Annotated in this window: 20 protein-coding genes; 3 read left to right on the plus strand and 17 right to left on the minus strand. The window is 51.7% G+C overall.

The window, feature by feature from the left end:
• Positions 1-33 precede the first annotated feature (33 nt).
• The 4 genes from IEW11_RS14760 to IEW11_RS14775 all read right to left on the minus strand — a co-directional run bounded on the left by IEW11_RS14760 (position 34) and on the right by IEW11_RS14775 (position 2,672).
• Positions 34-1,401, minus strand: a complete 1,368-nt coding sequence (locus tag IEW11_RS14760) for an NfeD family protein (protein WP_188531910.1) — start codon at positions 1,399-1,401, stop codon at positions 34-36.
• Positions 1,402-1,600: 199 nt separating this feature from the next.
• Positions 1,601-2,044: a GatB/YqeY domain-containing protein gene (locus tag IEW11_RS14765; protein WP_188531824.1), complete on the minus strand. Its 444-nt coding sequence runs from the start codon at positions 2,042-2,044 to the stop codon at positions 1,601-1,603.
• Between the two features lie 15 nt (positions 2,045-2,059).
• A complete protein-coding gene (rpsU, locus tag IEW11_RS14770; protein WP_005547957.1) occupies positions 2,060-2,233 on the minus strand; it encodes a 30S ribosomal protein S21 in 174 nt (57 codons plus the stop codon).
• Between the two features lie 85 nt (positions 2,234-2,318).
• Complete coding sequence (locus IEW11_RS14775) at positions 2,319-2,672, minus strand: histidine triad nucleotide-binding protein (protein WP_188531825.1); 354 nt, start codon at positions 2,670-2,672, stop codon at positions 2,319-2,321.
• 242 nt (positions 2,673-2,914) lie between these two features.
• Between IEW11_RS14775 and IEW11_RS14780 the strand changes: the two genes are divergently transcribed.
• Complete coding sequence (locus tag IEW11_RS14780; RefSeq protein ID WP_229725302.1) at positions 2,915-4,855, plus strand: FAD-dependent oxidoreductase; 1,941 nt, start codon at positions 2,915-2,917, stop codon at positions 4,853-4,855.
• 80 nt (positions 4,856-4,935) lie between these two features.
• On the opposite strand, the gene IEW11_RS14785 is transcribed toward IEW11_RS14780, so the two are convergent.
• Genes IEW11_RS14785 through addB form a run of 4 tightly spaced genes read right to left on the minus strand, consistent with a single transcriptional unit; the run spans position 4,936 to position 13,818 of the window.
• The gene (locus tag IEW11_RS14785; protein WP_188531826.1) at positions 4,936-5,688 is read right to left on the minus strand and encodes a GTP pyrophosphokinase; all 753 of its coding nucleotides are present in this window, start codon (positions 5,686-5,688) and stop codon (positions 4,936-4,938) included.
• Positions 5,689-5,722: 34 nt separating this feature from the next.
• Positions 5,723-6,346, minus strand: a complete 624-nt coding sequence (locus IEW11_RS14790) for a hypothetical protein (RefSeq protein ID WP_188531827.1) — start codon at positions 6,344-6,346, stop codon at positions 5,723-5,725.
• Between the two features lie 58 nt (positions 6,347-6,404).
• Positions 6,405-10,241 (minus strand): helicase-exonuclease AddAB subunit AddA, encoded by a 3,837-nt coding sequence (gene addA, locus IEW11_RS14795; protein WP_188531828.1) that lies wholly within the window; start codon positions 10,239-10,241, stop codon positions 6,405-6,407.
• Entirely contained in the window at positions 10,225-13,818 is a 3,594-nt protein-coding gene (gene addB, locus IEW11_RS14800) for a helicase-exonuclease AddAB subunit AddB (RefSeq protein WP_188531829.1), read from the minus strand. The genes addA and addB overlap by 17 nt, the downstream gene beginning before the upstream one ends.
• An 87-nt stretch (positions 13,819-13,905) precedes the next feature.
• On the opposite strand from addB, the gene IEW11_RS14805 reads away from it, so the two are divergent.
• Complete coding sequence (locus tag IEW11_RS14805; protein WP_188531830.1) at positions 13,906-14,121, plus strand: hypothetical protein; 216 nt, start codon at positions 13,906-13,908, stop codon at positions 14,119-14,121.
• 95 nt (positions 14,122-14,216) lie between these two features.
• Here IEW11_RS14805 and IEW11_RS14810 read toward each other — a convergent pair whose 3' ends face one another.
• Positions 14,217-15,014, minus strand: coding sequence for an inositol monophosphatase family protein (locus IEW11_RS14810; protein ID WP_188531831.1), 798 nt, complete (start codon positions 15,012-15,014; stop codon positions 14,217-14,219).
• Between the two features lie 43 nt (positions 15,015-15,057).
• Complete coding sequence (locus tag IEW11_RS14815; RefSeq protein ID WP_188531832.1) at positions 15,058-16,506, minus strand: class I SAM-dependent rRNA methyltransferase; 1,449 nt, start codon at positions 16,504-16,506, stop codon at positions 15,058-15,060.
• 99 nt (positions 16,507-16,605) lie between these two features.
• On the opposite strand from IEW11_RS14815, the gene IEW11_RS14820 reads away from it, so the two are divergent.
• Positions 16,606-17,586 carry a Na/Pi cotransporter family protein gene (locus IEW11_RS14820; protein WP_188531833.1) on the plus strand — a complete coding sequence of 327 codons (981 nt, stop codon included), beginning with the start codon at positions 16,606-16,608 and terminating at the stop codon, positions 17,584-17,586.
• A 23-nt stretch (positions 17,587-17,609) separates the two neighbouring features.
• Here the strand turns inward: IEW11_RS14820 and IEW11_RS14825 are convergent, their stop codons facing one another.
• The 7 genes from IEW11_RS14825 to IEW11_RS14855 all read right to left on the minus strand — a co-directional run bounded on the left by IEW11_RS14825 (position 17,610) and on the right by IEW11_RS14855 (position 22,620).
• A complete protein-coding gene (locus IEW11_RS14825) occupies positions 17,610-18,035 on the minus strand; it encodes an NUDIX hydrolase (RefSeq protein ID WP_188531834.1) in 426 nt (141 codons plus the stop codon).
• A gap of 116 nt (positions 18,036-18,151) precedes the next feature.
• Complete coding sequence (gene mtaB / locus IEW11_RS14830) at positions 18,152-19,513, minus strand: tRNA (N(6)-L-threonylcarbamoyladenosine(37)-C(2))-methylthiotransferase MtaB (RefSeq protein WP_188531835.1); 1,362 nt, start codon at positions 19,511-19,513, stop codon at positions 18,152-18,154.
• A gap of 5 nt (positions 19,514-19,518) precedes the next feature.
• Positions 19,519-20,292 carry a 16S rRNA (uracil(1498)-N(3))-methyltransferase gene (locus IEW11_RS14835; protein WP_188531836.1) on the minus strand — a complete coding sequence of 258 codons (774 nt, stop codon included), beginning with the start codon at positions 20,290-20,292 and terminating at the stop codon, positions 19,519-19,521.
• A gap of 96 nt (positions 20,293-20,388) precedes the next feature.
• Positions 20,389-21,105: a site-2 protease family protein gene (locus tag IEW11_RS14840; RefSeq protein ID WP_188531837.1), complete on the minus strand. Its 717-nt coding sequence runs from the start codon at positions 21,103-21,105 to the stop codon at positions 20,389-20,391.
• A gap of 7 nt (positions 21,106-21,112) precedes the next feature.
• The gene (gene prmA / locus IEW11_RS14845; RefSeq protein ID WP_188531838.1) at positions 21,113-22,099 is read right to left on the minus strand and encodes a 50S ribosomal protein L11 methyltransferase; all 987 of its coding nucleotides are present in this window, start codon (positions 22,097-22,099) and stop codon (positions 21,113-21,115) included.
• A gap of 148 nt (positions 22,100-22,247) precedes the next feature.
• On the minus strand, positions 22,248-22,445 hold the full coding sequence (locus IEW11_RS14850; RefSeq protein ID WP_188531839.1) for a hypothetical protein: 198 nt from the start codon (positions 22,443-22,445) through the stop codon (positions 22,248-22,250).
• Between the two features lie 25 nt (positions 22,446-22,470).
• Entirely contained in the window at positions 22,471-22,620 is a 150-nt protein-coding gene (locus tag IEW11_RS14855) for a YfhD family protein (RefSeq protein ID WP_188531840.1), read from the minus strand.
• Between the last annotated feature and the right edge of the window lie 49 nt (positions 22,621-22,669).

The following is a 22,669-nucleotide window of genomic DNA, read 5'->3' on the forward strand; positions in this document are numbered from 1 at the left end:
GTATAACCCCTCCAATAGTGTGAATTAGTGTACTTACTCTACTTCTCTTACAACTACCCGGGTTCCTTCCACCTTTATCACTTTGACTTGCTTCCCGTTTCCGACAAACTCACCTGATGTGACCACATCCACCCGTTCATCTCCGATTTCTATTGTCCCTGACGGACGAAGCGGTGTCAATGTAATCCCTAACTTGCCAAGCAACATTTCCTTTGACGCTGCAGGCACATATCCTTCTTCATTTGTGAGGCGGTCGCTTAGAATGAACTTGTTCCAGACGCCTCTTTTCTTGAAGATCACAGTAAAAATAATGACAATGACCGCAGCGATAACAAAAGCGATTAGTAGTGAAGTCAATGCATCACTAGTATCATAAGCCGCCATAACAACCCCCGAAACTAAGGATGTAATGCCTAGGATGCCCAATATGCCGAAGCTCGGTACAAACAGTTCGATGACGAGCAGAGCGATACCGACCACAAACAATACTACAGATTCCATACCGGCAAAACCGGCAATGTAATGACCGAAGAAATACAGGCCAAACGATACAATGCCCAGAATTCCCGGTAACCCAAAGCCTGGCACGATCAGTTCGATTGCAACGCCGGCAATCCCGATAATGAGCAATAAGGTCATAATAACCGGTGAAGTCACCCATCTGGCGATTTGTTCCGCCGGACTTGGTTTTAATTCAATGACAGTTCGTTGATCCAGGCCCAGCCACATGAGCGTTTCATCAACCGAATCAGCCAAATGTTCGGCATACCCCGCTTTAAGCGCGTCTTGCGCGGACAGCGTCAAAATTTCTCCCTTTTCTTTTGTTACATTCAAGCTTTCAATCTCCACAACAGCATCGGGATTAACCATTGCGATTGCGATTGAACCGTCGCGCCCGTTCATTTCCGCTGCTGTCGACATTTTTTGGGACCAATAAGAAATGGTCTTCGGGTTATCGATCAGCGTTCCGGCCGCATCCACCACTGCAGCTGAACCAATGCTGCCGGCCGGATTCATCACAATCTGCTTTGCATTTAGAGCAATATAGGCACCGGCCGATATCGCATTGTTCTGCACATAAGCAACGGTAGGCACGCTGCTGCTGCGGATCAGATTTCCAATCTCATCGGCGCTGTCGACCCGGCCGCCCAACGTATTGATAACCAGAATGACGCGTTCCGCCTGCGCTTCCTCAGCTTCCTTATAACTGCGCTCCAAGAACGCTTGCAAACCCGATTCAATGGTTTGCTCCACAGGGATGACATATACGGCCGGCCCGTTTGCCGCTGGAGACGAAGTTGATTCAGAAGCTGCGGCAGCCGTCAATGGGACAACCAGGGCTGCGGCCATCATGACCGCCAGCATCAGCATTAGCGGAACGCGGGTGAGCCAATATTTCATTCTTATCGAGGGCAAGTCAGGTTCCTCCTTTTTGATTAGTATTCTCTAATACGTGTTTAAGCTCACATTCGTTTCATAATTGCTATTAGGAGGACATAAGCGTATACATTAAATCCCCTGTTTCATAGCATGCTGAAAAATGTTACTTTTGTGTATAAAAAAGAACATCCCCGTTATTCGGGGATGTTCTTGGCATGATCTATTGCAGAAATTGCTGAACAAGCTGATTTACTAGTTTACCGTCTGCGCGGCCTTTTACCTTCGGCATCAAGGCGCTCATGACTTTTCCCATCTCGGCTTTGGAAGAAGCACCGGATTCCTGGATGGTCTGCTGTACAATCACTTTGATCTCTTCTTCAGTTAGCTGTTGGGGCAGGTAAACACTAATAATATCTATTTCTGCGGCGACGTTAGTCGCTAAATCTTCACGGCCGGCTTTTTCAAATTCTTGGAGGGAATCTTTACGCTGCTTGATTTCACGACTCAGGATTTCAAGCACTTCATTATCGTCCAGGGGTCTCTTCAAATCAATTTCTTGATTTTTTATCGCCGCCCGGACCATTCGAATCGTGGACAGTTTGAACTTGTCCTGACTCTTCATTGCTTGTTTCATATCGTCGTTTAATCGTTCGCTCAGGTTCATTATGGAAGGATCCTCCTAAAACTTTCTTTTACGCGCAGCCTCGGACTTTTTCTTACGCTTGACGCTTGGCTTTTCGTAGTGCTTGCGTTTTTTGACCTCGGCCAAAACACCGTCCTTCGCGATGGAGCGTTTGAAGCGACGAAGTGCAGCATCAATTGTCTCATTTTTGCGAACTTTCGTTTCAGACACCAGTTTTCCCTCCCTCCAAAACAGACCGTCCAGAACAACAACACGGTTTATCACACTTCATTATAGATGATAATGAAAGGTAGTGTCAACTCGCTTCGTTGCCAAGCAGTGAACCAAGTTTTTTACCGCCCAGCAAGTGCAAGTGAAGATGATAAACCACCTGTCCGCCTTCGGCATTGCAATTGTTAATCAAGCGGTAGCCTGACTCAGCAACTCCCATCTCTTTGGCGATTTGCCGCGCCGCGGAGAAAATCTCCGCGATTAACTCGCCATCCTCCTCGCCTACATCATTCATCGTAGGAATATGTTTTTTTGGAATAATTAATACATGTACCGGAGCCGCAGGTTGGATGTCGTGAAATGCGATCACTTTGTCGTTCTCAAACACTTTGTTGGAAGGAATCGTTCCTTCGATAATTTTGCAAAAAATACAATCCATTCGGATCTGCCCCCTTAAATCTTTCATCATTATGTATCATCATACCAAAAACATAAAGCTCGTCCAATACGCCAGGATTCTTAAATTCTTGAAAAAACAACGCGAAACACATCGTAAATCATCTACAACTCCGATTCATCTCAAATTGATTAGACTATCAGTCTAATTTGGCATGGATTCATTGCTCATAACGAATTATAATATATAACATAAGAATTATTTATGAGAGGAGCGGCTGCCGGATGCGTGCCATGCGGGCTTCAACTCGTAAAAAGCGGGAATTGGTCGCTGAAACGGCACTGAAGCTATTTCATGAACGGGGTTACGAGCAAGTCTCTGTCGATGATATTATCGCTGCAACCGGCACCTCAAAAGGAACGTTTTATCATTACTTCAGCAGCAAAGACGAGCTGCTTGCCGAATTGCCTCGAAGGCTCATGGAGCTCGTTACAAAATGGGGGCAGCAGGCGTTTCAGTCAAGCAGCGCTCCCGAACGCAAAATTTTGCGCTTATTTATCGAACTGGCAGCTTTACTGTCGGCATCGCCGAAGCTCGTGACAAGCCTTCAGGCGCTGCAGTTCGAGCATGAACAGTTAAAGAACGCGGAACAACTGCTGCATGAGCGGATAACGACGGAGATCGGCAGCTTGCTGGGAAGCCGGCTGAAAGCTGAGTTTCTCGTTTCTGTTTACATCGGCGCTGTGACGCGTTGGACGCTAAATACGAACCTTGACCTGCATGATCTGTTAAGCCGCCAATTCGCCTATGCGTGGCGCAGCCTGAGCACATTGGAAGCAGCAGAGCTTCCCGATCTTATTTTGCCCGAAGGCATAATGGAGGAACCAAAGATGAACATTGCGATTATTGGAGGCGGTTTAGCCGGGTTAACGGCTGCCGCATATTTATCGGAGCTGCCTGAAATATCCGGTGTACTGTTTGAGCGAAGCCCCCAGCTTGGAGGCCGCGCATTTACTTACGAAAAATCCGGATTCACCCTGAATTACGGCGCCCATGCAATCTATGGCCTTGACCGTCATACCATCAGCTCAATGGAAAAAGAGCTCGGGTTGTCATTTAGCAGCAAGCAAGTGGACAAACGTAAGGTCATGTATGAGAAACACGAACATTTGACGCCTGCCCCGCTTGACTTTGTCAATCTGGTCAAAACGGATATTCTGAATGCCCGGCAAAAGGTCCGGTTCGCAGCTGAAATCACCGCCATTATCGCCAATATCCATCAGCTTAAAAATTATGACACGCTTGGGGATTATCTGGCCGACTCGAACGCGGATGAGGATGTTAAAGAGCTTTGGGAACACTTGGTATGCTCCAACTTCTTTATCGCTCCAGAGGACGCAAGGCGTGTACCTGGACATGTAATCAGCACTTATTATCATAATTTGTTTTTATCCCAACGGCCGGTTAACTATATCCTCGGCAGCTGGGCGGTCATCACGAACCAATTGCGCGCGAAAATGGATACTTCCGGCAGATGGGAGACCGCGCTGCAGGAAGGCGTGGAGAACATCCGTTATGAAAAGGGCAAGTATATATTGAAAACTAAGTCTAGAGAGTCCGCGTTTGACCGTATTATCTTTGCAATGCCTGCACAGCAGGTTGTAAAGCTGCTCAAAGATACGCCCTGGGAGCCGTTTATGGGCCCTTACGAGAAAAACAGCGCGACCGAGGTCATGGTATATGACGTCGGATTGGAACGGGTTGTCGCCCGGCCTTTCAGCTATATTAGTGATATGAACCACAAAATGTTCATAACCGACGTATCGGCTACCGATCATACGCTTGTGCCAAGCGGAGGCCAGCTGCTGCAAGGGATCGCCTATCTAAGCGACGAATCCTTTGAGAATGAATCCGATCGCAAAGCCTATCTTGAAGAAAAAACCGCCCAGATGGAAGCCTTGTTTGACCGTCATTATCCCGGTTGGCGGGAGGCGATTGCCGTTAAACGCGTATCCAAGAAAGCGATGGTCCAGAGCGTCAAAAACATCGCCGGCAACCAATTGCTGCCCAATCGCATGGAAAGCGTTCCTTTCTATTTCTGTGGTGACGGTTGTGAAGGTAAAGGCGAATTGGCTGAGCGTGCATTCTCCAGCGCGCGCCGCGTTGCTGAGATGATCGCCTCTGAAGCGCGGACGGCGAATCGCCAGCTTGTTAAATCACGATAAACAATTAGCACTGTATATTAAGGGGCAGCCCACGTCATCTCTGTTATGACGTTTGGACTGCCCCTTTATTGAACTATCATTTAGTCATTATCTAAAATTTGTCCGTCACCGATGAGCTCCAATAAAGCGGCCGGAATTGTAAATTGCTGATTATCAATGATGAGCCGCTTCATTTCCTCTCCCGCATCGTCCGAGCCCGCCTTTATCGCTTCCACTTCATGATGAAGCCGTTCCATCTTATGATCCAAGGCGCTTGCTGATTCAGCGGCCTCTTTCAACTCCTCAAGAAGCTGAGGCGGCACCGACTTATTGTATTTATAAAAGATTTTATGTTCCAGGCTCGCCCAGAAATCCATGGCAATCGTGCGAATTTGAATTTCTACGCATACATGCTCTTGCCGATCGGACATAAAAACCGGCACCTCAACTAATAGATGAAGACTTTGATAACCATTAGGCTTGGGGTTCTTAATGTAATCCTTGACTTCCAGTATTCTCAGGTCACTTTGATTTTTCATCATATCGCTTACCCAATAAATATCTGAGATAAAAGAACATGTGATGCGTAATCCCGCAATGTCTTTGATATTGCTTTTTATACTTGAAAATGTAATGTCCCCGCCTTTTCTGTACAGCTTTTTCAAAATGCTCTCAGGTGATTTTAAGCGGGACTTGGTATGTTCAATCGGATTATAATCATGCAGCAGATGAAATTCCTCGTTAAGGATTTCAATCTTGGTCTCCAATTCGCTTAATGCGAATTTGTACATCATCATGAATCGGGTGATATCATTTTTAATCCTTTTAAATTGTTCCACTTGATCTGGGCTCATATTAAATCTCTCTTTCTGTTTTTGAGACGGCTCTTTATTGATTCACTCCGTCATACAACATCTCTTCTTGTTCATTCATAATCGAGAGCATGCTGTATGCAAGCTCGATCCATTGTCCGCCATTTTCAGTGGTCAAAGCGTTCTGCTCGGTTAATTCCGTCACACTAAACCGGTGGATCGGCTCTTGGAGCTTGGTGTAGATGTCCTTAACCAAGGTCAAGTAAGCCCTCTCTTCTGCTGTCAATGCATCCTCGTGATTGGCAATACTTCTTAGAGAAAGCTCAATGTCCGAGATGAAAGCAGAAGCATCGCGCTGCCCGCCCGCCGTTTCCCGGGGCTCTTTCGCCTGAGCCTCTTCGACAAACGCGCTGATTGCCGAAGACTTCTGAAAGGCAAAGCCTATGCCTTGTTTTGCTTCAATGCGTTCTTTAACGTCAGTCGATTCCAACAAACGCGTTACCTGCTCCAGAAGAGAGTCGATATGCAGCTTGCTGTCCCAAGCAGACATAATAATTCGTTCACCGCGCTCCTCGCGTTTGCTCAGGTCAGTATGAAGCTTCTGGGAATACAAAAGCACATTTCCCGTCATACTCATCACTAACAATACAAGCACGATGGGTGCAAACATTGAACGCTTTGGCGCCTGTTGTTCGTTCACGAAACGTCACTCCTAATTTTCGGGTGTTTAATGTACCATTTTACCATGCTGAACACCATTATGTCATCCGCACGGAATGCCCCCCGTCAAAGAAGAACACATAACTCTCGTCCACGTTGCGCCCGAGAATACCGCCGATCGCCTCTACATAAAGCTCCAGCTGAAATCGGTGTCTCTCTGCCGTTTCTTCCCATCGTCCATTAAGGATCCGATCGGTTTTGTAATCGAGCAGTACAAGTCCCTGCTCATCTTCAAACAAGCAGTCGATAACACCCTGAATGAGCACCGTTTCTTCGCTAAGGATCCTGTCATCCATAACAGAACGGTGAACGTGCCCTGCAGGAAGCGCGCTGCTGAACGGAACTTCCCTGCGGATCCATCCGGCCCGCTGCAGCCTGGTGCCAAGCTCGCTTGTGAAAAAGCCTTCCACAGCATTCAAATCAATGGCCTCTGCCTGCTCAGCGGTTAACAAGCTGCAATCAAGCATGCGCTGTACGGTTTGCTCGAGCGTTTCACGGTCAACCTGAATATTCAAAGGCACATGCTGCATCAGCAAGTGGCTCACAGTTCCCCGCTCCGCTGCAGTCAAGGAGATCTCCTCCATAAATCGGGGGCGGCGGAGCCTGAACGATGAGATGCCTGCCGAAGATCGATTGTTGCTGTTTAACGTTGATACACCAATTTCCTCTAAACGCTGCCCGTCATCGTACTCCGGTTCACTGTGCAGCCGCTTCAGTTCAGTTACCGATGTTTTGGCGGCGATCATGGATGCCTCGGCAAACGGATATCGCCAGGACAAGCGGCTGTCGATCTGTTCCGCTTCGTCTGTACTGGCCGCATTGTCGATTAACGCCAAAGACAAGACAGCATCAAGCCTCGCTGACCGCTCCGCTTCAGTCTCGGCGTCCTCTTGGATTGCAGCAGCTGCTTCAGCTGCATATAAAGATGCCGGAGCTACGCCGAACTTCCAACCGGCATCGCCAGGGTGCGCGTCCGGCGGCTGCTCCATACGGACGGTTTGCTGCAGCCCAAGCGGAAGCAGCCAGTCCATGAACCTTCTGGCCGATGCAAGGCTATGATCAGGAATATACCCGCTTGCGGCGGCAGCTTGCCAACGCTCCAGCTGTTTTTGCGCGTCGGAGGCCGTCCCCACAAGAAACAGCTTCTCTTTCGGGCGTGTTAGTGCAACATAGAGGATACGCATTTCCTCCGCAAGCATTTCCATACGCATTTTTCTGCGGATGGACAAATACGGCAGTGTCGGATAACCGACTCTTAGCTCGGAATCGATAAACCTCGGGCCAAAACCAAGCTGCTTATGTTTAAGAAAAGAACCGTTCAGATCCTGCATATTAAAGGTTTTTCCCAGACCGGCGACAAAAACAATCGGAAATTCCAGTCCTTTGCTTTTGTGAATCGACATGATCCGCACGACATCCTCCTGTTCGCCAAGCGCGCGTGCCGTGCCTAAATCTCCCCCGCTCTCGCGCATCCGGTCAATAAAACGAAGGAAGCGGAACAAGCCGCGAAAGGAAGTCGCTTCATACTGGCGGGCCCGATCGTGCAAAGCGCGCAAATTCGCCTGCCGCTGAACCCCGCCGGGCAAACCGCCGACCAGATCATAATAGCCAGTTTCCCTGTAAATGCTCCACAATAGATCCGATAAGGAGCCTTGCCTGGCTTCCTCCCGCCATCTTCCCAGCCGCTCAAGGAACAACCCAAGCTTTCGTCTCGTCTGCTCGGACAACAGTAAATCTTCGGATGCCTGCAGCACAGCGTCGTAATAGGGACCTTTTCCGGCGTAAACCCGGACAAGCGCAAGCTCTTCGGCATTCAGCCCGAAGATCGGAGAGCGAAGCGTTCCCGCCAGCGGAATGTCCTGATATGGATTATCAATAACACGCAGGAGCGACAGCATGATCTCCACTTCAGTCGCGTCAAAATAACCGCTGTTCAGCTCGGCATAGGCCGGAATCCCGAATGCCTGCAGCTCTTCAATAAGAATAGGCGCCCATTGCTGCGTAGCACGCAGCAAAATAACGATATCCCGCCAAGCCACCGGCCGGCTTATGCCGCCTTTTCCGTCATAGACGCGGAATGGCTCAGTACCGTTACCCCCATCAAGCAAATTCCGGATTTGCGCTGCGATCCATCTCGCTTCAATCTGTGCGGTTTGCAAATCCGCCGCATCAACAACGGCAGCTTCCTGCCCCTCCTCCGACTCATTCTCCGCGTCATAGCTGGAGGCATCGTCCAGTTCTGCCGAAGTGCCTGCCCGGTCCAATAACGTCAGCTCGACTGCATAGCGGCTTACTCCGCCCAGCTCATCAGAAGGGAATGCCGCGCCGTTTACAAGCTCAGCGCTGCGGTCGTAGTCCATCTCCGCGACGCTCTCGCGCATAATGCCGCGGAACACATCATTAACCCCGTCCACAACTTCCTTCCGGCTCCGGAAGTTTCGGGCAAGATCAATGCGCAGTCCGCTTTCCGCTTCACCTGTGAACGTCTTGTATTTGTGCAGGAATAACTTTGGTTCGGCAAGCCTGAAACCGTAAATGCTCTGTTTCACATCGCCGACCATAAACCGGTTGCCCGTCCCCGGCAAAGCAAGCAGCGATACGATAGCTTCCTGCACCGAATTGGTATCCTGATATTCATCCAATAAAATCTCATCGAACTGCTTCTGATATTCCAGCGCGGCAGCAGAAGGCACTGTCCGCTCAGGCGAAGAGGCCGGATCCCGCAAAATGCGCAGGCAATAATGTTCCAAATCCCCGAAATCAAGCAGTCCCCTTTGCCGTTTCGCCGCTTCATAGAGGGCTCCGAAATCGATGACCAGCTCGGCCAGCGCCTCCATTTGCGGCGCAACCTCCTGCAGCTCGGATAAAAACACTTCGGGAGGCCTTTGAAACAGCTCGCCGATCAGATCGGTTACGAGCGTCTTGGCCTGGTCACGCAGCGTTTTAGCCTTCTCCTGCAGAGCTTTATCGATGCTGTCGCCGCGAACGGCCTTCAGCTTGCCAAACCCCGCTCCTTGGAATGCCTCATACCAACTCAGCCAAGGCAGCGCTTCGATCGCTTGCCGCAAACCGGACACCATCGATAAATCATCCAACAGCGTATCGGCATAGGCATCCGGACCGCCCGGAAACCGGGTGACGTCGATCGCTTGCTCCAGCAGGGCCTTTGCCCCGTCCAGCGCCAGCTTCACATCGATAACCAAGCTTTGGACCCATTGTGTCCGGCTCAGCTCCTCTACAGTCGATACGCGGAAAGCTGCAGCCGTTTCACGGAGCCAAAACTCAGGCCAAGGCTGGCTTCGGGAGAAATCATACAGCTGCTGTACCAATCGGTATAGCGGCTCATCTCCCCGCTCTCCGCCAAAATCGTCCACCAGCTTAACAAAGCCGCTGCTGTTATCGATATCTGCGTATCGCTGCTCGAACAGCTCATCCAATACATCGATGCGCATCAGCTCCGCTTCCGTTTCATTGGCGATGCGAAATCCCGGATCCAATCCGATTAACGGGTAATAACGACGAATCACATCCAAGCAAAAGGAATGCAGCGTTGTAATCGATGCACGATTCATCAATGCCAATTGGCGTCGCAGATGGTCGGAAGCGGAATTGCGTTCAAGCTCCTTCTCGAGGGCAATCCGAATCCGTTCCTTCATCTCCGAGGCTGCCGCTTTGGTGAAGGTCGCAACAAGCAGCCGATCGACATCGGTATCATTTGTGATCTTTCGAATGATCCGCTCCACAAGTACAGCTGTCTTGCCAGAACCCGCGGCTGCAGCCACAAGGATATCGCGGCCGCCGGCCACGACGGCATGCCATTGCTCGTCTGTCCATGTACTGCCCGCGGGCTTAGGATCATTATGCTCCGTTACCAACGTCTTCTCCCCCTTCCTCTTCGATCAAGACTCGTTTCGTTTTTGATTGTTCCTCCAGTTGCCTGCCCAGTTCTGCGCTTTCCGCCAGCGTCTGCCATACTTCCTCTTTGCTGCGTTTGGAGAGCTTCACATAACCATTGCCCTCGAAGAGCGGGTCGAATTGGCAGACCGGCTTATACGAGCAGTAGGCGCAAGGCGTCTTGCCGCCCATTCGGTAAGGCGTGATCGAAACCTCTCCCTCCGTAATGCGCTTGCCGATCCTCCCGATCGTCCCGCGCACCGAACGGCGCAAAACATCCCACTGCTCTCTGCTGACGACCGAGGAGCTGCTGTAAAAGCTTCCGTCTTTCTTCAGCGCGACCGGAAGCAGCTCAGAGTAGCCCGTATCAAGGGCACTGTCCATCATCCGCACGGTATGTTCATCAGCCAGCAGCAGACCTTTGAGCTTGAATCGTTTCATCATCAGCTGACGCGCTTCGTCGCGGGCTAGTCCGTTTGAGGCGCTGAGCAGCGGATTATGGACGTGGAAGTAGAGCACGCCTGCCGCAGCGGCCGGGCGGCCAAGCCAAGACGGGGCGTGGGTAAGCAAAACATCCAGGTAAGTGAGCATCTGCAGCGACATCCCGTTTACAACCTCTTCGAGGCGCAGAGCCGTAGACGACGACTTGTAATCCAAGACGCGCAGCAGTAAGCCTTCTTCGGTTTCCGCAGCATCGACACGATCAATCCTGCCGATAATCTCCATCGTTCGATTCTGATCAAGCGGCAGGACCAGAGAAGGCAGCTGCATACCCGGCCCGAATCCGATCTCCAATCCTATGGGACGAAACTCCGCACGCCGTGCATGCTCCCCTAATATTACGGCGGCCTGCGCGACAATCTCCTTAAGCTTACGGGCAATATATTGAAATCTGCTGCTGCTTAACAGAATTTGCGACTGCAGCCGCGGCGCAAGCTCGTCTACAGTGTCAGCCGCTTGCGTCCGAATATGAGTCTCCTGTGCGGTTCCCCAGCTCTCTCCCAGTTCACCTGCAAGCTTGCTTAAAGCCGCATGAAAGAGCTGGCCGATATCCGGCGCGGCCAAACGATATAATTTCCTTTCCTGCAGGCGCAGGCCGTGAATCGCAAAATGCTGGAACGGACAGGAAACGAATCGTTCCATGCGCGACACACTTGCTTTCAGATGGTCGCCATACAACAACCGGGCCGTTTCCAGCGACAACGGCGCTTCAAAGTTGCTGAATTGCAGCGAAGATACGAGCAGCGACAGCTTGTCCTGCCATTGAGGACGCACCGCAAACCAGTTAAATGCTTCCCACCAGATGTCCGCGATCTCCTGGCCTTGGCGCCACGCCCGCAATTGGGCAATCAAATAGGACAGCGTCCGGTCGGGATGGACAATATAATCCATTTGCTGCAAAGCGGGTTGATTAACCTGCGGCTCACCGGTTATCATACGCTCCGGCATGCCGGGGAACATCAGCTTCAAATGCCGGATAACCTCTGAAGGGTGAAGGCTCTTGCCCTCTTCATCGGACATTGGATAACTGATCCACAAATGACAGCGAGGGGTTGTTAACGCATTATAGATCATAAACCGCTCATCAAGCAGCCTGCGCCGCACGCCCGGGGCCATGACCAGGCCATTTCCCGCCAGCCGGTCCCGCTCCTGCTCCGATAATATTCCATCCTCCTGCACGCGCATCGGCATCACGCCGTCATTGGCTCCGAGGACATAGCAGACCTGGACTGTGCCTGACCGTGTCCGGTCCATGCTGCCGATCAGCACCTGATCCAGCGATGGCGGCACTGCCGCCAGCTTCAAGCTCTCAAGCCCCGCTTCAAGCATGCCTGAGAACAGCATGGCCGAAACCTTCTGGTCTCCCATCATCTCTACGAGCTGATCCAGCAGGTCCATAACCCCGTCCCAAAGCTGCCTATGCTCGCGTGCCCGTCTCATATCCCCCCGTTCAATCGCCAATTTGCTCCAACGCTCCAAACGGTCCGCTGCGCCGACATGGTCAAGCAAACGGTACAACGACTCGCACATCGCTCTGACATCGCCGGCTTTGCGGATCGACTGCTGAAATCGGCGCAGCGGACCGACAACAGCCTCCCGGGTGTCCATAATGGCTTCAAAAGCCTCCTGATCCGCCCTTCCCAAATCGCCGGGCAGCTCGTCCAATGAATCCTGTACCAACGGACGCCAGCGTTTCCGGTCGAGCCAGCGTTTGCCGTCAATGCCTGCTGCCAGCACATAGTTCTCCAGCCTGTCGAGCGCTTCGCGGCTCACCTCTCCATCCATTGGCAGCAGGAACTCGCTCTTGATACAACGGAATACGGCTTCATATCTCCACTCGTGAACGATTGTTTCCAAAGCGGAACGGATGAACTCGATGAACGGATGATTTAACACATTGTTTTTCTGGTCAAGGAAAAATGGAATGTCGTGGTCGCTAAACACAGTCGTAATATAGTCATTGTAGTCAGCGCCATTACGCACCATGACCGCAAAATCACGCCAACGAAGCCCGTCGCTGCGGACTCTGCGCAGCATATCTCTGGCGACCGCCTCCACTTCCGCCCGGCGGTGCGCCGCTGCATGCAGCGAGACGCCGCAGCGCGAATCTTCAAGGTCGAACGACGAGCGGTCTGTGACCAGCATCGCCGTACGGTGCTTAAAATGGCGTTCCAGGTGAGCCAGCATCGGACTGTTCTTGAAGCGGACGGGCGGATCTCCTTCGAGCAAGATCGGCTCTTCCAGGCCCACACCCGATTGCAGCGCCAGGTCACGCAGTTTAATATAGGTTTCGGCCGTCGGATGGAACAGCTCAAGCTCATGCGGCTGTTCCCCTTCCTGATACGGCTTGTCAAGACATAACGTTACAGTAACCTGCGAAGCGCGTCGCATCAGCTGGCCCAGCGCTTCAAATTCATTGGGCGTAAAGCCGTAAAATCCGTCCACCCAAATATGCGCGCCCTGCAGTACCTCCGCCTCACCGCAGCCTTTTGTCAGCCAGCTTAAATAATCTTCGGCATCGATATACAGGCCGGCCAGCTCTTTTTCCATCTCATGATAGATTAACTGCAAGTCATGAAGCTTGCGGTCAAGCAATGTATTCATATCGCCGGACATAAACGAGGACATATGGTCTTGAAGCGCCAGCGCATCGATCCCGTAACGCTTCCACTCCGTCAGCAGCTCGCCGAGCCGCTCAATAAAGCCCTGTTGCTCGGTTGCTCCTTGAAAAAGCTGCAGCTCAGCGCCAATACGCTGGACAATTTTATATAACAGCATATTTTTGCCGTTCTCATGGATTGGAATTAATGCGGTGCCGCCTGTTTCCTGCATAACCCGAAAGGACAACCTGCGAAAGCTTAACGCCTGTGCCCGAATCGTCCCGGATAACCCCGGAGTCCGGACCAAGGCATACTCTGTTTGAAACGTCGCCTGCTCCGGCACAAGCATGATAAGCGGCGGACCGTCGGGACTTTGTCTCAACTGCTCCCTGATGCGATCCAGACAATACCGCGTTTTTCCCGTTCCCGATCTTCCAAGCACAAATTGGAGCGCCACTGTATGCTCCCTCCCGTTTCTATGATTCTATTATTCTATCACACCCAAGAGCGCTTTTCACGCCAATATACAAACAGATGTTCTGTTATGAATCAAAAAAAAGAAGCGTATATTTTTCCATTGCAGCCTGACACTAACAGTGAAGAACAAAAAAACGCAGCTCGAATGCAGCCGCATTTGTTCTTTTGTATGGTGGAGCCAAGAGCCAGCATGTCCCCTGGCCTCATCGCTGCCGGCGGAGAGACGGGTTTGCTTTGTGCGATAACGGACATGAGAGACGCTTACGATGCGAAAAGCCGGTGAACCGTCGGATAATCAGCTTCTAACGTGCGCTCATGACCGTTAACGAGGAAAAGTTGAGCTATTACGTGTCTGAGCCTCCGTTAACAGGCTTCTTGTTAATTCGTCAGTGCGATTAGTTCATCATGAATCCAGCTGTTTGTGGCAGCAATCGTAAATTGGGTTAAATAATAATCTTCACCTTGGCCATCGGTAACGGTACCGCCCGCTTCGCGAACAATAACCAAACCTGCCGCAGCATCCCATGGATGCAGCCCCCGATGCCAATAACCGGTCAGCCTGCCCGCTGCAACCCAGCAGAGATCGAGGCTGGCAGCGCCGATCATGCGCAGGTTGCGGCAGCGCCCGACCATAAGATCCACCTGCGGCAGCACCGGCGAAGCCTCCCGCCAGTCACCCGCATAAAAGCCGGTTGCGAGCAGTGCTTCTGCAACGGTCTTCTCTTCGCTCACCTCAATAGCCCGTCCATTAAGGTAAGCGCCATGGCCTTTGAGTGCCGAGAACAGCTCCCGGGTCAACGGATTATACACGACACCGATCAACGGTTCTTTATCCTTCACGATTCCGATCGAGACAGCAAAATGGGGCAGCCCGTGAATAAAATTCGTCGTCCCGTCGATCGGATCAATAATCCATCCGTAGCCGCTCCCCCGGGACTGGAAAGCAGCATAGGAATTTTCCTGCCCATTGGATTCCTCGGAAAGAATCCAATGATCGGGATATGCCTCGGCAATTCTGGACATGATCAACCGTTCACTGGCCTTATCCACTTCGGTAACAAGATCCGAAACATTGGTCTTCTGCTCTACGGTTCCACGCTCCGCCATTCGTTCCCTGATCAGCGCCCCGGCCTCCTCGGCAAGCTTCTTGGTGAATTCAAGTAGTGATTGTTCCAAGCTTCTCCCTCCTGTCCAACAAGTACTGCAAAAATCAATTCTTCTATAACGTCTCTTTCGAGCGGACTTCAAAAATTGCAAATTTCAAATAGTGGCCTTCCTGAACGCCTAGCAACTGCGGATGATCTTTTCCGGCCGCCCGCCATTCCACGAGGCGCAGCAGCTTGCCTGCATCGGCAGCAGCCGCTTGCACCGTCTCCAGAAAAAGCTCCGGGCGCATGTGGTAGGAGCAGCTTGCCGTCACGAGATAGCCGCCTTCGTTCACAAGCTTCATTCCCTGCAGATTAATATCTTTGTAACCTCTAACCGCACCGGGAACGGCGCTCTTTGTTTTGGCGAAGGCCGGCGGATCGAGAATGACGACATCCCATGTGCGTCCGGCATCGCCAAGCGGCTTCGAGGTGTCAGCTTTTCCGCCGGCGCGATTTTTTCGCTCCTCCAGCCCCTTCACTTGCGTACGCAAATAATCAAATGCGTCCGCCACAACAAACTCCACGCGATCTGTAAAACCGTTGCGCTCAACGTTACGTCTGGCCGTTTCAATCGCATGCTCGGACACATCCAGGCAGGTCACCTTTTTCGCCCCGTAGCTGCACGCATGAAGCGTGAAGCTGCCGGTGTGCGCAAAGCATTCCAGTACCGTCGCGCCATCCCAATAAGGAAAGGAGACGACCTTGCCGTTTGCATTAACGGGAACGAGCACTTTTCCTTCCCGCTCTTCTACACCCATCCAAGCCTCAGGCAGGTCTTGCTGCTCGCGTGCTTCTAACCGAATGCCGCTGCGGTATCCAAAGCCTGTCATCAATGGCGCGATGGAAGCGCGATTCTCACGCTGGTCATAGAAATAACCTGTCTTTTGGCCCTGTACAATATCCACTTCCATCAGCAAGCCGTTCTCCGTAATTTCTACAATGCGCGGGCAATCGCCGTACAATACGCCCGTCCTTTCTTCCAGTCCCTCCAACGCGCGCACGCCGACATCGCTGCGCTCGTAAATACCCGCCGGAGCGAACACCTCGATTAACGCGGCGACCAGCGTCTCCCGGCGGATATCCATGCCAAGCGTCAACAGCTGTACGACGAGCACATCGCCGAACCGGTCAACCGTCAGTCCAGGCAGAAAATCCGCCTCACCGTAAACAAGCCGGCAGTCGTTCTGATCCTTTACAAACCGTTCGCGGTGAATTTTACACTGCTGCAGCCGCTCAACGAAGAAAACATGATCCATTTCTTCAATCGGACGGTATGCGGCAATTCTCACAATAATTTGTGATTTGGGATTCCAATATCCCGTACCTAGATAACGCCCTTTATGATCGACAACATCAACTAAGCTGCCAGGGACCGCTTCCCCTTCCATTCGTTCCATTTCGTTTGCATATATCCAGGGATGCCCCTGCTCCAGCCTCGGCTTACGGCCGCGGTTCAATACGATTTTCGCTCTCACGATTCGATCTCGTTCCTTCCTTGTTCTTGCACAGGATAAAAGCATAACGACAGCCAATCCATACTTGTCATGCTTGTCATGCTTGTATAGTTCACAGCATATAAATGGTTAGCATAAGCTTTTTCAGAAAGGGCTGATCCAGGGATGTTTATCTCCATTCTGCTGCCTATGGCAATCGGCTTTACGGTCTTCTTAGCCGGTATGAAAATAATGGAACTGGCCCTGCACCGGTGGGCAGGCCCCTATTTAACCTCTATATTGCACCGCAGCACAGCAACGCCTATTCACGGGCTGGCGGTAGGTACGTTAACAACGGCTTTTCTGCAAAGCAGCACTGCCGTCACCGTTATCACAATCGGTTTAGTTAACAGCGGTATTTTGACCTTCCAACGTACGTTAGGCATTGTGTTAGGCACCAATATCGGCACCTGCATTACGACTGAGCTGATCGGATTGAACTTGAATAAGCTGTCCCTGCCGCTGCTAGAGCTCTCAATAGCAGTATGGCTGTTTACTGTGCTGCTCGATGAGTACGGGCTATGGAAAAATGCCGGACGCAGCGTTTGGCTGCAATCGCTGCGTTTTATCGCAGTAGCCTGCGGCGGATTCGCGATGCTGTTAGCCGGTATGGGCATGATGCAATCGGTCGCTCCACATGTGCAATCCAGCGGATTGTTCAGCTGGTTTCTCGAGCAATCCGGCAGTACGGTACCGTTAGGCATGGCAGCAGGTATGGTGCTTACTGCAGCCATACATAGCAGCGCAGCCGTCATCGGTATTGTGATGGGCTTTGTGACGCTTGGCGCAATGCCGGTCGAGCTGGGCATTGCTGTCGTGCTTGGCGCGAATATCGGCACCTGCGCCACACCGCTGCTCGCTTCCATCGGCGGCTCTGTACCCGGACAATTCGTCGCCTGGGCCCATATGTCGCTCAATCTGGGCGGCGCATTGCTGTTTGCCCCTCTCGTCCATGAGCTGCAAGCCGTCTCTGCATGGTTCACTTCCGATCCGGCCGGCCAAATCGCCCATGCGCAAACCCTATTTAATATCGCAAGCTCTCTGCTTGCTCTGCCGTTATGCTATCTGCCTATGTTGCGCCGTCATTCTCCGTCCCATTCGTTATAAAGGCATTCAGCAGCGTGCTTAGGCTATACCTCCACGCCGAGCAGCTTCAATGCACCTGCTAGAATCCGATCATTATTATCGTAACCGGACTGGCGTTGTCTGCGCCATGCCTCCTCAGGCGCAAACCACTCCACGCCCCTGATTTCCTCTACCTGCGCTTGCAGCGTTCCGCCTACGGCTTCGACTAAGTAATAGTGAACCTCTTTATCGACGGTTCCATTGCTTTCATGCACGTATTGGTACTTGATTAGATCGATCGGTGCGATAATTTTGCCTTCCATGCCGGTTTCCTCAACAATTTCGCGCAGCGCGGTTTGCTCGATGGTCTCCCCCGGCTCCATTTTTCCTTTTGGAAGTGAAATTTTACCGTATCGATCTTGAATAAGCTGAATATGTAATTGATTATCGACACGCCGAAATACAACGCCGCCCGCAGAAATTTCCTTCATTCTTCCGTCCCCCGTTTCCTTATCTGATGCGCAACAAGGATTTTACCGCGCGTCCATCTCTCAGGCGCATCGATAAAATCCTCGTATTGCTGGTTCTATAGCAGGTGACTGTTCGCTTAAACAGCCGTTACGGCCGGGTTAACATTGCTTCCGGAGCCTTCCTGCATCACGCGGACGAGCTGTCCCTTGCATTCATTGACGCCCGCTTCCGTAATTTTCACTTTGCACAACTGCCCGATTAACGATTCCGAGCCCTCGAATACAACCTGCAGGTAATTACCTGAATACCCCATAACCTGTCCGCTGCCCGGCGCTCCCTTATAATCGCGCTCTGGAATGACATCGACCACTTGGCCGACGAACGGCTTCGCATATGCTAATTGCATCCGTTCGGACAAATCAATCAACTGATGCACACGATCATTCTTTACTTCCTCATCCACCTGATCTTCCATACGTGCCGCAGGGGTACCTGTCCGCTTGGAGTACGGGAATACGTGCATCTCGGCGAACCCAAGCTCCTCCATGAATTGATAGCCGCTGCGGAACATTTCCTCGGTCTCCCCTGGAAATCCAACGATGACGTCCGTCGTTATGGCAACACCCGGCATCGCTTGATGCAGCAGACGGATTTTCTCGGCGAACTCGGCTGTCGTATATTTACGGCGCATCCGCTTCAGCACATCGTCATTGCCCGCCTGCAGCGGAATATGCAAATGACGGCACATTTTTTCCGAGCGGTTCAGCACGTCGATCATTTTGTCGTCAATTTGGCTGGCTTCAATGGAGCTGATGCGAATCCGTTCCAGGCCTTCGATCTTATCCAGATCCCACAGTAAATCCGACAGACGGTAGTTTTCCAGATCGTCTCCGTAACCGCCGGTATGAATGCCCGTAAGAACAATCTCCTTGTATCCGGCATCGACCAGCTGCCGCGCCTGATTAAGGACGCTTTGCGGGTCGCGGCTGCGCGAAAGACCTCGTGACCAAGGAATAATACAGAACGTGCAGAAATTATTGCAGCCTTCTTGTATTTTCAAGAACGCGCGTGTACGCTCCGAGAAATCCGGAACATCGAGCTCCTCGAACTCACGGGTTTTCATAATGTTGCGCACGGCATTAACAGGCTGGCGATCCGTCTGGAAACGCTCGATATAGGTCATCAATTGGTCGCGATCCTGCGTTCCGACAACCAGATCGACACCCGGGATCGCCAAAATCTCCGCCGGCGAGGTCTGCGCGTAACATCCCGTTACTGCAATGACCGCGTCGGGATTGCGGCGGACCGCACGCCGGATGATTTGGCGGCTCTTCTTATCGCCTGTATTCGTAACCGTGCACGTATTGATCAGGTAAACATCGGCAGTCGATTCGAAATCAACCTGCTCATATCCTTCATTTTTGAAAAGCTGCCAAATCGCTTCGGTATCGTAAAAGTTAACTTTACAGCCCAATGTATAAAATGCTACAGATGGCATTGTCTTCAAGCTCCTCCCATCTCTCCGGATTCGTACATTAAACAAGTCAGTCCGACCAGTGCGGCGGTTTCGGTGCGCAGGATGCGCTTGCCCAGACCGGCCATTACTGCGCCGCGCGCGCGTGCTTCCTCGGCTTCACGCTCAGTAAAGCCGCCTTCGGGGCCGACAATGAGCAGAACCTTCGGACACGGGTTCCCTCCAGCCTGTCCGGCAAACTTCGCAATAGCGTCCTTGATGCCGCTGCCTGCGGTTCCGCCTTGCTTCTCGTAACAAAACAATGTTAAATCGTACGCCGGAATCTGTTCTAATAATTGCCGCCAATTGTGAACCGGAGCGATCTCGGGTATCATGCTTCGATGCGCTTGCTCGGCCGCTTCCTTGGCGATTTTCGCCCATCTCTCGAGCCGCTTCGCTTCCTTCTTGCCGTCATACTGTACGATCATTCGCTCCGATTGGAACGGGATGAATGCGGCGGCGCCGACCTCTGTCCCCTTCTGAATGACCGTTTCCATCTTATCGCCCTTAGGCAGGCTCTGTGCAATCGTTACCCGCCATGCCGCCTCCTGCGCCATCGCCCGAAGCTCCACAATCTCAGCTTCGACGCTGCCAGGGAGGATGTCGACAATCTTGGCTAGCGCCTCCCTCGCCTGCCCGTCACTGACAATAATTTGATCGCCGGCTTTCATCCGCATCACGCGGATCAGATGGTGCGCGTCGTCTCCATTTATGACAATTCTATCATCGCCGAACTGTTCCGGCGTTATAAAGTATCGCTGCATCTTTTTTACCTCATCGTCCAAGTTCCAAACTTCATCATACACGTTTTATTCCCTATTCGCCACACTTTATAACATTTTCCTCAGCACAGCAGATCGTTATCGCCACACCTCAAACCAGAATTGATTCCAATCCACCGGTTCAAATACCAGCTCAAACAAGCTGTGGAGCGTGCTTGCAATCGGTGTCGATAAGGATAATACCGGATCGAGCGTCACACTGCGCAGCGGTGGAATAAAGACAATCAGCAGAAAAACAAACATGCCCCATTGCACGTTTTGATCCATCTTGATCCGCACCCGCTGGGGTGCCAGGTCTTGAATGATCCGATAGCCGTCAAGCGGCGGCAGCGGAATCAGATTGAAAATAAAAAGCAGCAAGTTCATAAAGATTAAATACCACAAAAAGTGAATGACAGCCTGGGCTACGCCAGGGTTACCTGCATACAGCCAGCCTGCCTGATTAAGAATATATACGGTAAGAATTCCAAGAGCGGCAAGCAGCAGGTTGCTTAGCGGCCCCACTGCCGATACGACAATGCCCATTAAACGCGGGTGCTTGAACCGATTACGATTGACCGGCACCGGCTTCGCCCATCCAAATCCCGCAATCAGAATGAGAATCGTACCGAGCACATCCAGATGGACACGCGGATTAAGCGTGACCCGTCCTTCGTTATACGCCGTCATATCACCGAATTTATAAGCGCTGTAGGCATGGGCAAATTCATGCACCGCAAAGGCGATGATCAGCACTAGGATAATGAAAGGCAGATCCTGCAACGGATACCATGTAAAACGCTCCAGAAACTCCATGCTTTACCTATGGCCTCCTCGCCACAAAGGCGATCCAATTATCTTCGCGGTAACGGTCTACCACTTCAAAGCCAGCCTCCAGCAGCCCTTGCTCCACATCCTCTTCTTTGTTCATATAAATACCCGATGCGATGTAGATGCCGCCTGGTTTGAGCGCTTGATATACATCGCCCAGGAACAGCAAAATAATTTCCGCCAAAATGTTGGCCACAACAAGATCAACCGGCACCGTCACATTCAGCGCCTGCCCGGCTGACCCGTTGTCAGCGGAGCTGTCAGAACGCAGCACGCCAAGCAAATCGCTGAGGTGAACCTGAATCTGGTCTTCGAGCCCGTTCAGACGGGTGTTCTCTGCTGCACTGGATACCGCGACCGGATCCAAATCAAGCGCAAGCACGCGGTTCGCACCCAAGCGGCACGCCCCAATCGCTAAAATGCCCGATCCCGTCCCGACGTCAATGACCTCTTCACCGCCCTTGATCACCGCCTCAAGCGTCCTCAAGCATAACGCTGTCGTCGGATGCGTGCCTGTGCCGAAGGCCATCCCGGGATCCAGCTCGATAATCCGCTCATCCGGCCCTGGGGTGTAGTCCTCCCAAGTCGGCTTGATTGTCAGTCTAGAAGATACGCGAAGCGGCTTGAAATACTGCTTCCAGGCATTTGCCCAATCCTCTTCGTCGACCATTGCCGTTGTAATTTCATAGTCACCCGGCTCAATGCCGAATTCCCGCAGCTGATCGATGGATATTCTTAACTGTTCGATTAACGGTTCAACTGCAGTGCCTTCAAGGAAATAGCCTTTAATAACCGCTTGTCCCTCCGGAATATCATTCAGCGGATGCTCGTACCATTGTCCGAGCGAGGTATCTCTTGGCCGGTTCAATGTGCCTGACTCTTCGATGGACACACCATCCGCATCCATTTCATGTAAAAAGTTAGTAATCATCTCAATCGACTGTTCCGAAGTTGAGATCGTTATCTCATTCCATTTCAAAATCGTTTGCCTCCCCTTAAGTTCAACACCTATGCCCTCTATTCTACAACAGAAGCGCCTTATGCACAAAAAAATAAAGAGAGAAAGGTGTCCATCTCCCTTCTCTCCATAGCAGCATTCTTCTATATCTTTATCCTTAACGATCCAACTAGCTTTCAGCCGTGCCGCCGGTCTGTCTGATCAGATGCAGCGCGCGATCGACGAGCTCAGCATCCACGGTAGCTGTGAACGACATCCCGTCGGCGCCACCGGCTACATCTGTCACTCTGAGCGCCTGCAGCTTATGCTCCGCTTCATGTGCATTCTCACTTGCCGGAAACGTAGCACTTATCTCAATTCCGTTCATGACGGGCACCTCCGCTCTGGTATACTTAACACTCTGCTCTCTCATCGGCAGCGGATGCCCGCTCCTGTGCGATGCGATCGTCCCTGTCCGCTAACTCCTCCGAATATTCCACATCTTCGTTTTTAGCAATCGGCAGCTCACCATGTTGATTGTCCAAATTGTTTCGATCGTGCATAGAGAGTTCCTCCTTGTGCGATTGAGTGCATTCGCATCATAGGATAAAC

The organism is Paenibacillus abyssi (assembly GCF_014640295.1).
Taxonomy (GTDB): Bacteria; Bacillota; Bacilli; order Paenibacillales; family Paenibacillaceae; genus Paenibacillus_D; species Paenibacillus_D abyssi.

Excerpts from the sequence above, each read along its gene's own strand:
- IEW11_RS14760 (WP_188531910.1), bottom strand. The coding sequence starts at position 1,401 with ATGAAATATTGGCTCACCCGCGTTCCGCTAATGCTGATGCTGGCGGTC.
- IEW11_RS14765 (WP_188531824.1), bottom strand. The coding sequence starts at position 2,044 with ATGAACCTGAGCGAACGATTAAACGACGATATGAAACAAGCAATGAAG.
- IEW11_RS14775 (WP_188531825.1), bottom strand. The coding sequence starts at position 2,672 with ATGGATTGTATTTTTTGCAAAATTATCGAAGGAACGATTCCTTCCAAC.
- IEW11_RS14780 (WP_229725302.1), top strand. The coding sequence starts at position 2,915 with ATGCGTGCCATGCGGGCTTCAACTCGTAAAAAGCGGGAATTGGTCGCT.
- IEW11_RS14785 (WP_188531826.1), bottom strand. The coding sequence starts at position 5,688 with ATGAGCCCAGATCAAGTGGAACAATTTAAAAGGATTAAAAATGATATC.
- IEW11_RS14805 (WP_188531830.1), top strand. The coding sequence starts at position 13,906 with ATGAATCAAAAAAAAGAAGCGTATATTTTTCCATTGCAGCCTGACACT.
- IEW11_RS14815 (WP_188531832.1), bottom strand. The coding sequence starts at position 16,506 with ATGCTTTTATCCTGTGCAAGAACAAGGAAGGAACGAGATCGAATCGTG.
- IEW11_RS14820 (WP_188531833.1), top strand. The coding sequence starts at position 16,606 with ATGTTTATCTCCATTCTGCTGCCTATGGCAATCGGCTTTACGGTCTTC.
- IEW11_RS14825 (WP_188531834.1), bottom strand. The coding sequence starts at position 18,035 with ATGAAGGAAATTTCTGCGGGCGGCGTTGTATTTCGGCGTGTCGATAAT.
- mtaB (WP_188531835.1), bottom strand. The coding sequence starts at position 19,513 with ATGCCATCTGTAGCATTTTATACATTGGGCTGTAAAGTTAACTTTTAC.
- IEW11_RS14835 (WP_188531836.1), bottom strand. The coding sequence starts at position 20,292 with ATGCAGCGATACTTTATAACGCCGGAACAGTTCGGCGATGATAGAATT.
- IEW11_RS14840 (WP_188531837.1), bottom strand. The coding sequence starts at position 21,105 with ATGGAGTTTCTGGAGCGTTTTACATGGTATCCGTTGCAGGATCTGCCT.
- IEW11_RS14850 (WP_188531839.1), bottom strand. The coding sequence starts at position 22,445 with ATGAACGGAATTGAGATAAGTGCTACGTTTCCGGCAAGTGAGAATGCA.
- IEW11_RS14855 (WP_188531840.1), bottom strand. The coding sequence starts at position 22,620 with ATGCACGATCGAAACAATTTGGACAATCAACATGGTGAGCTGCCGATT.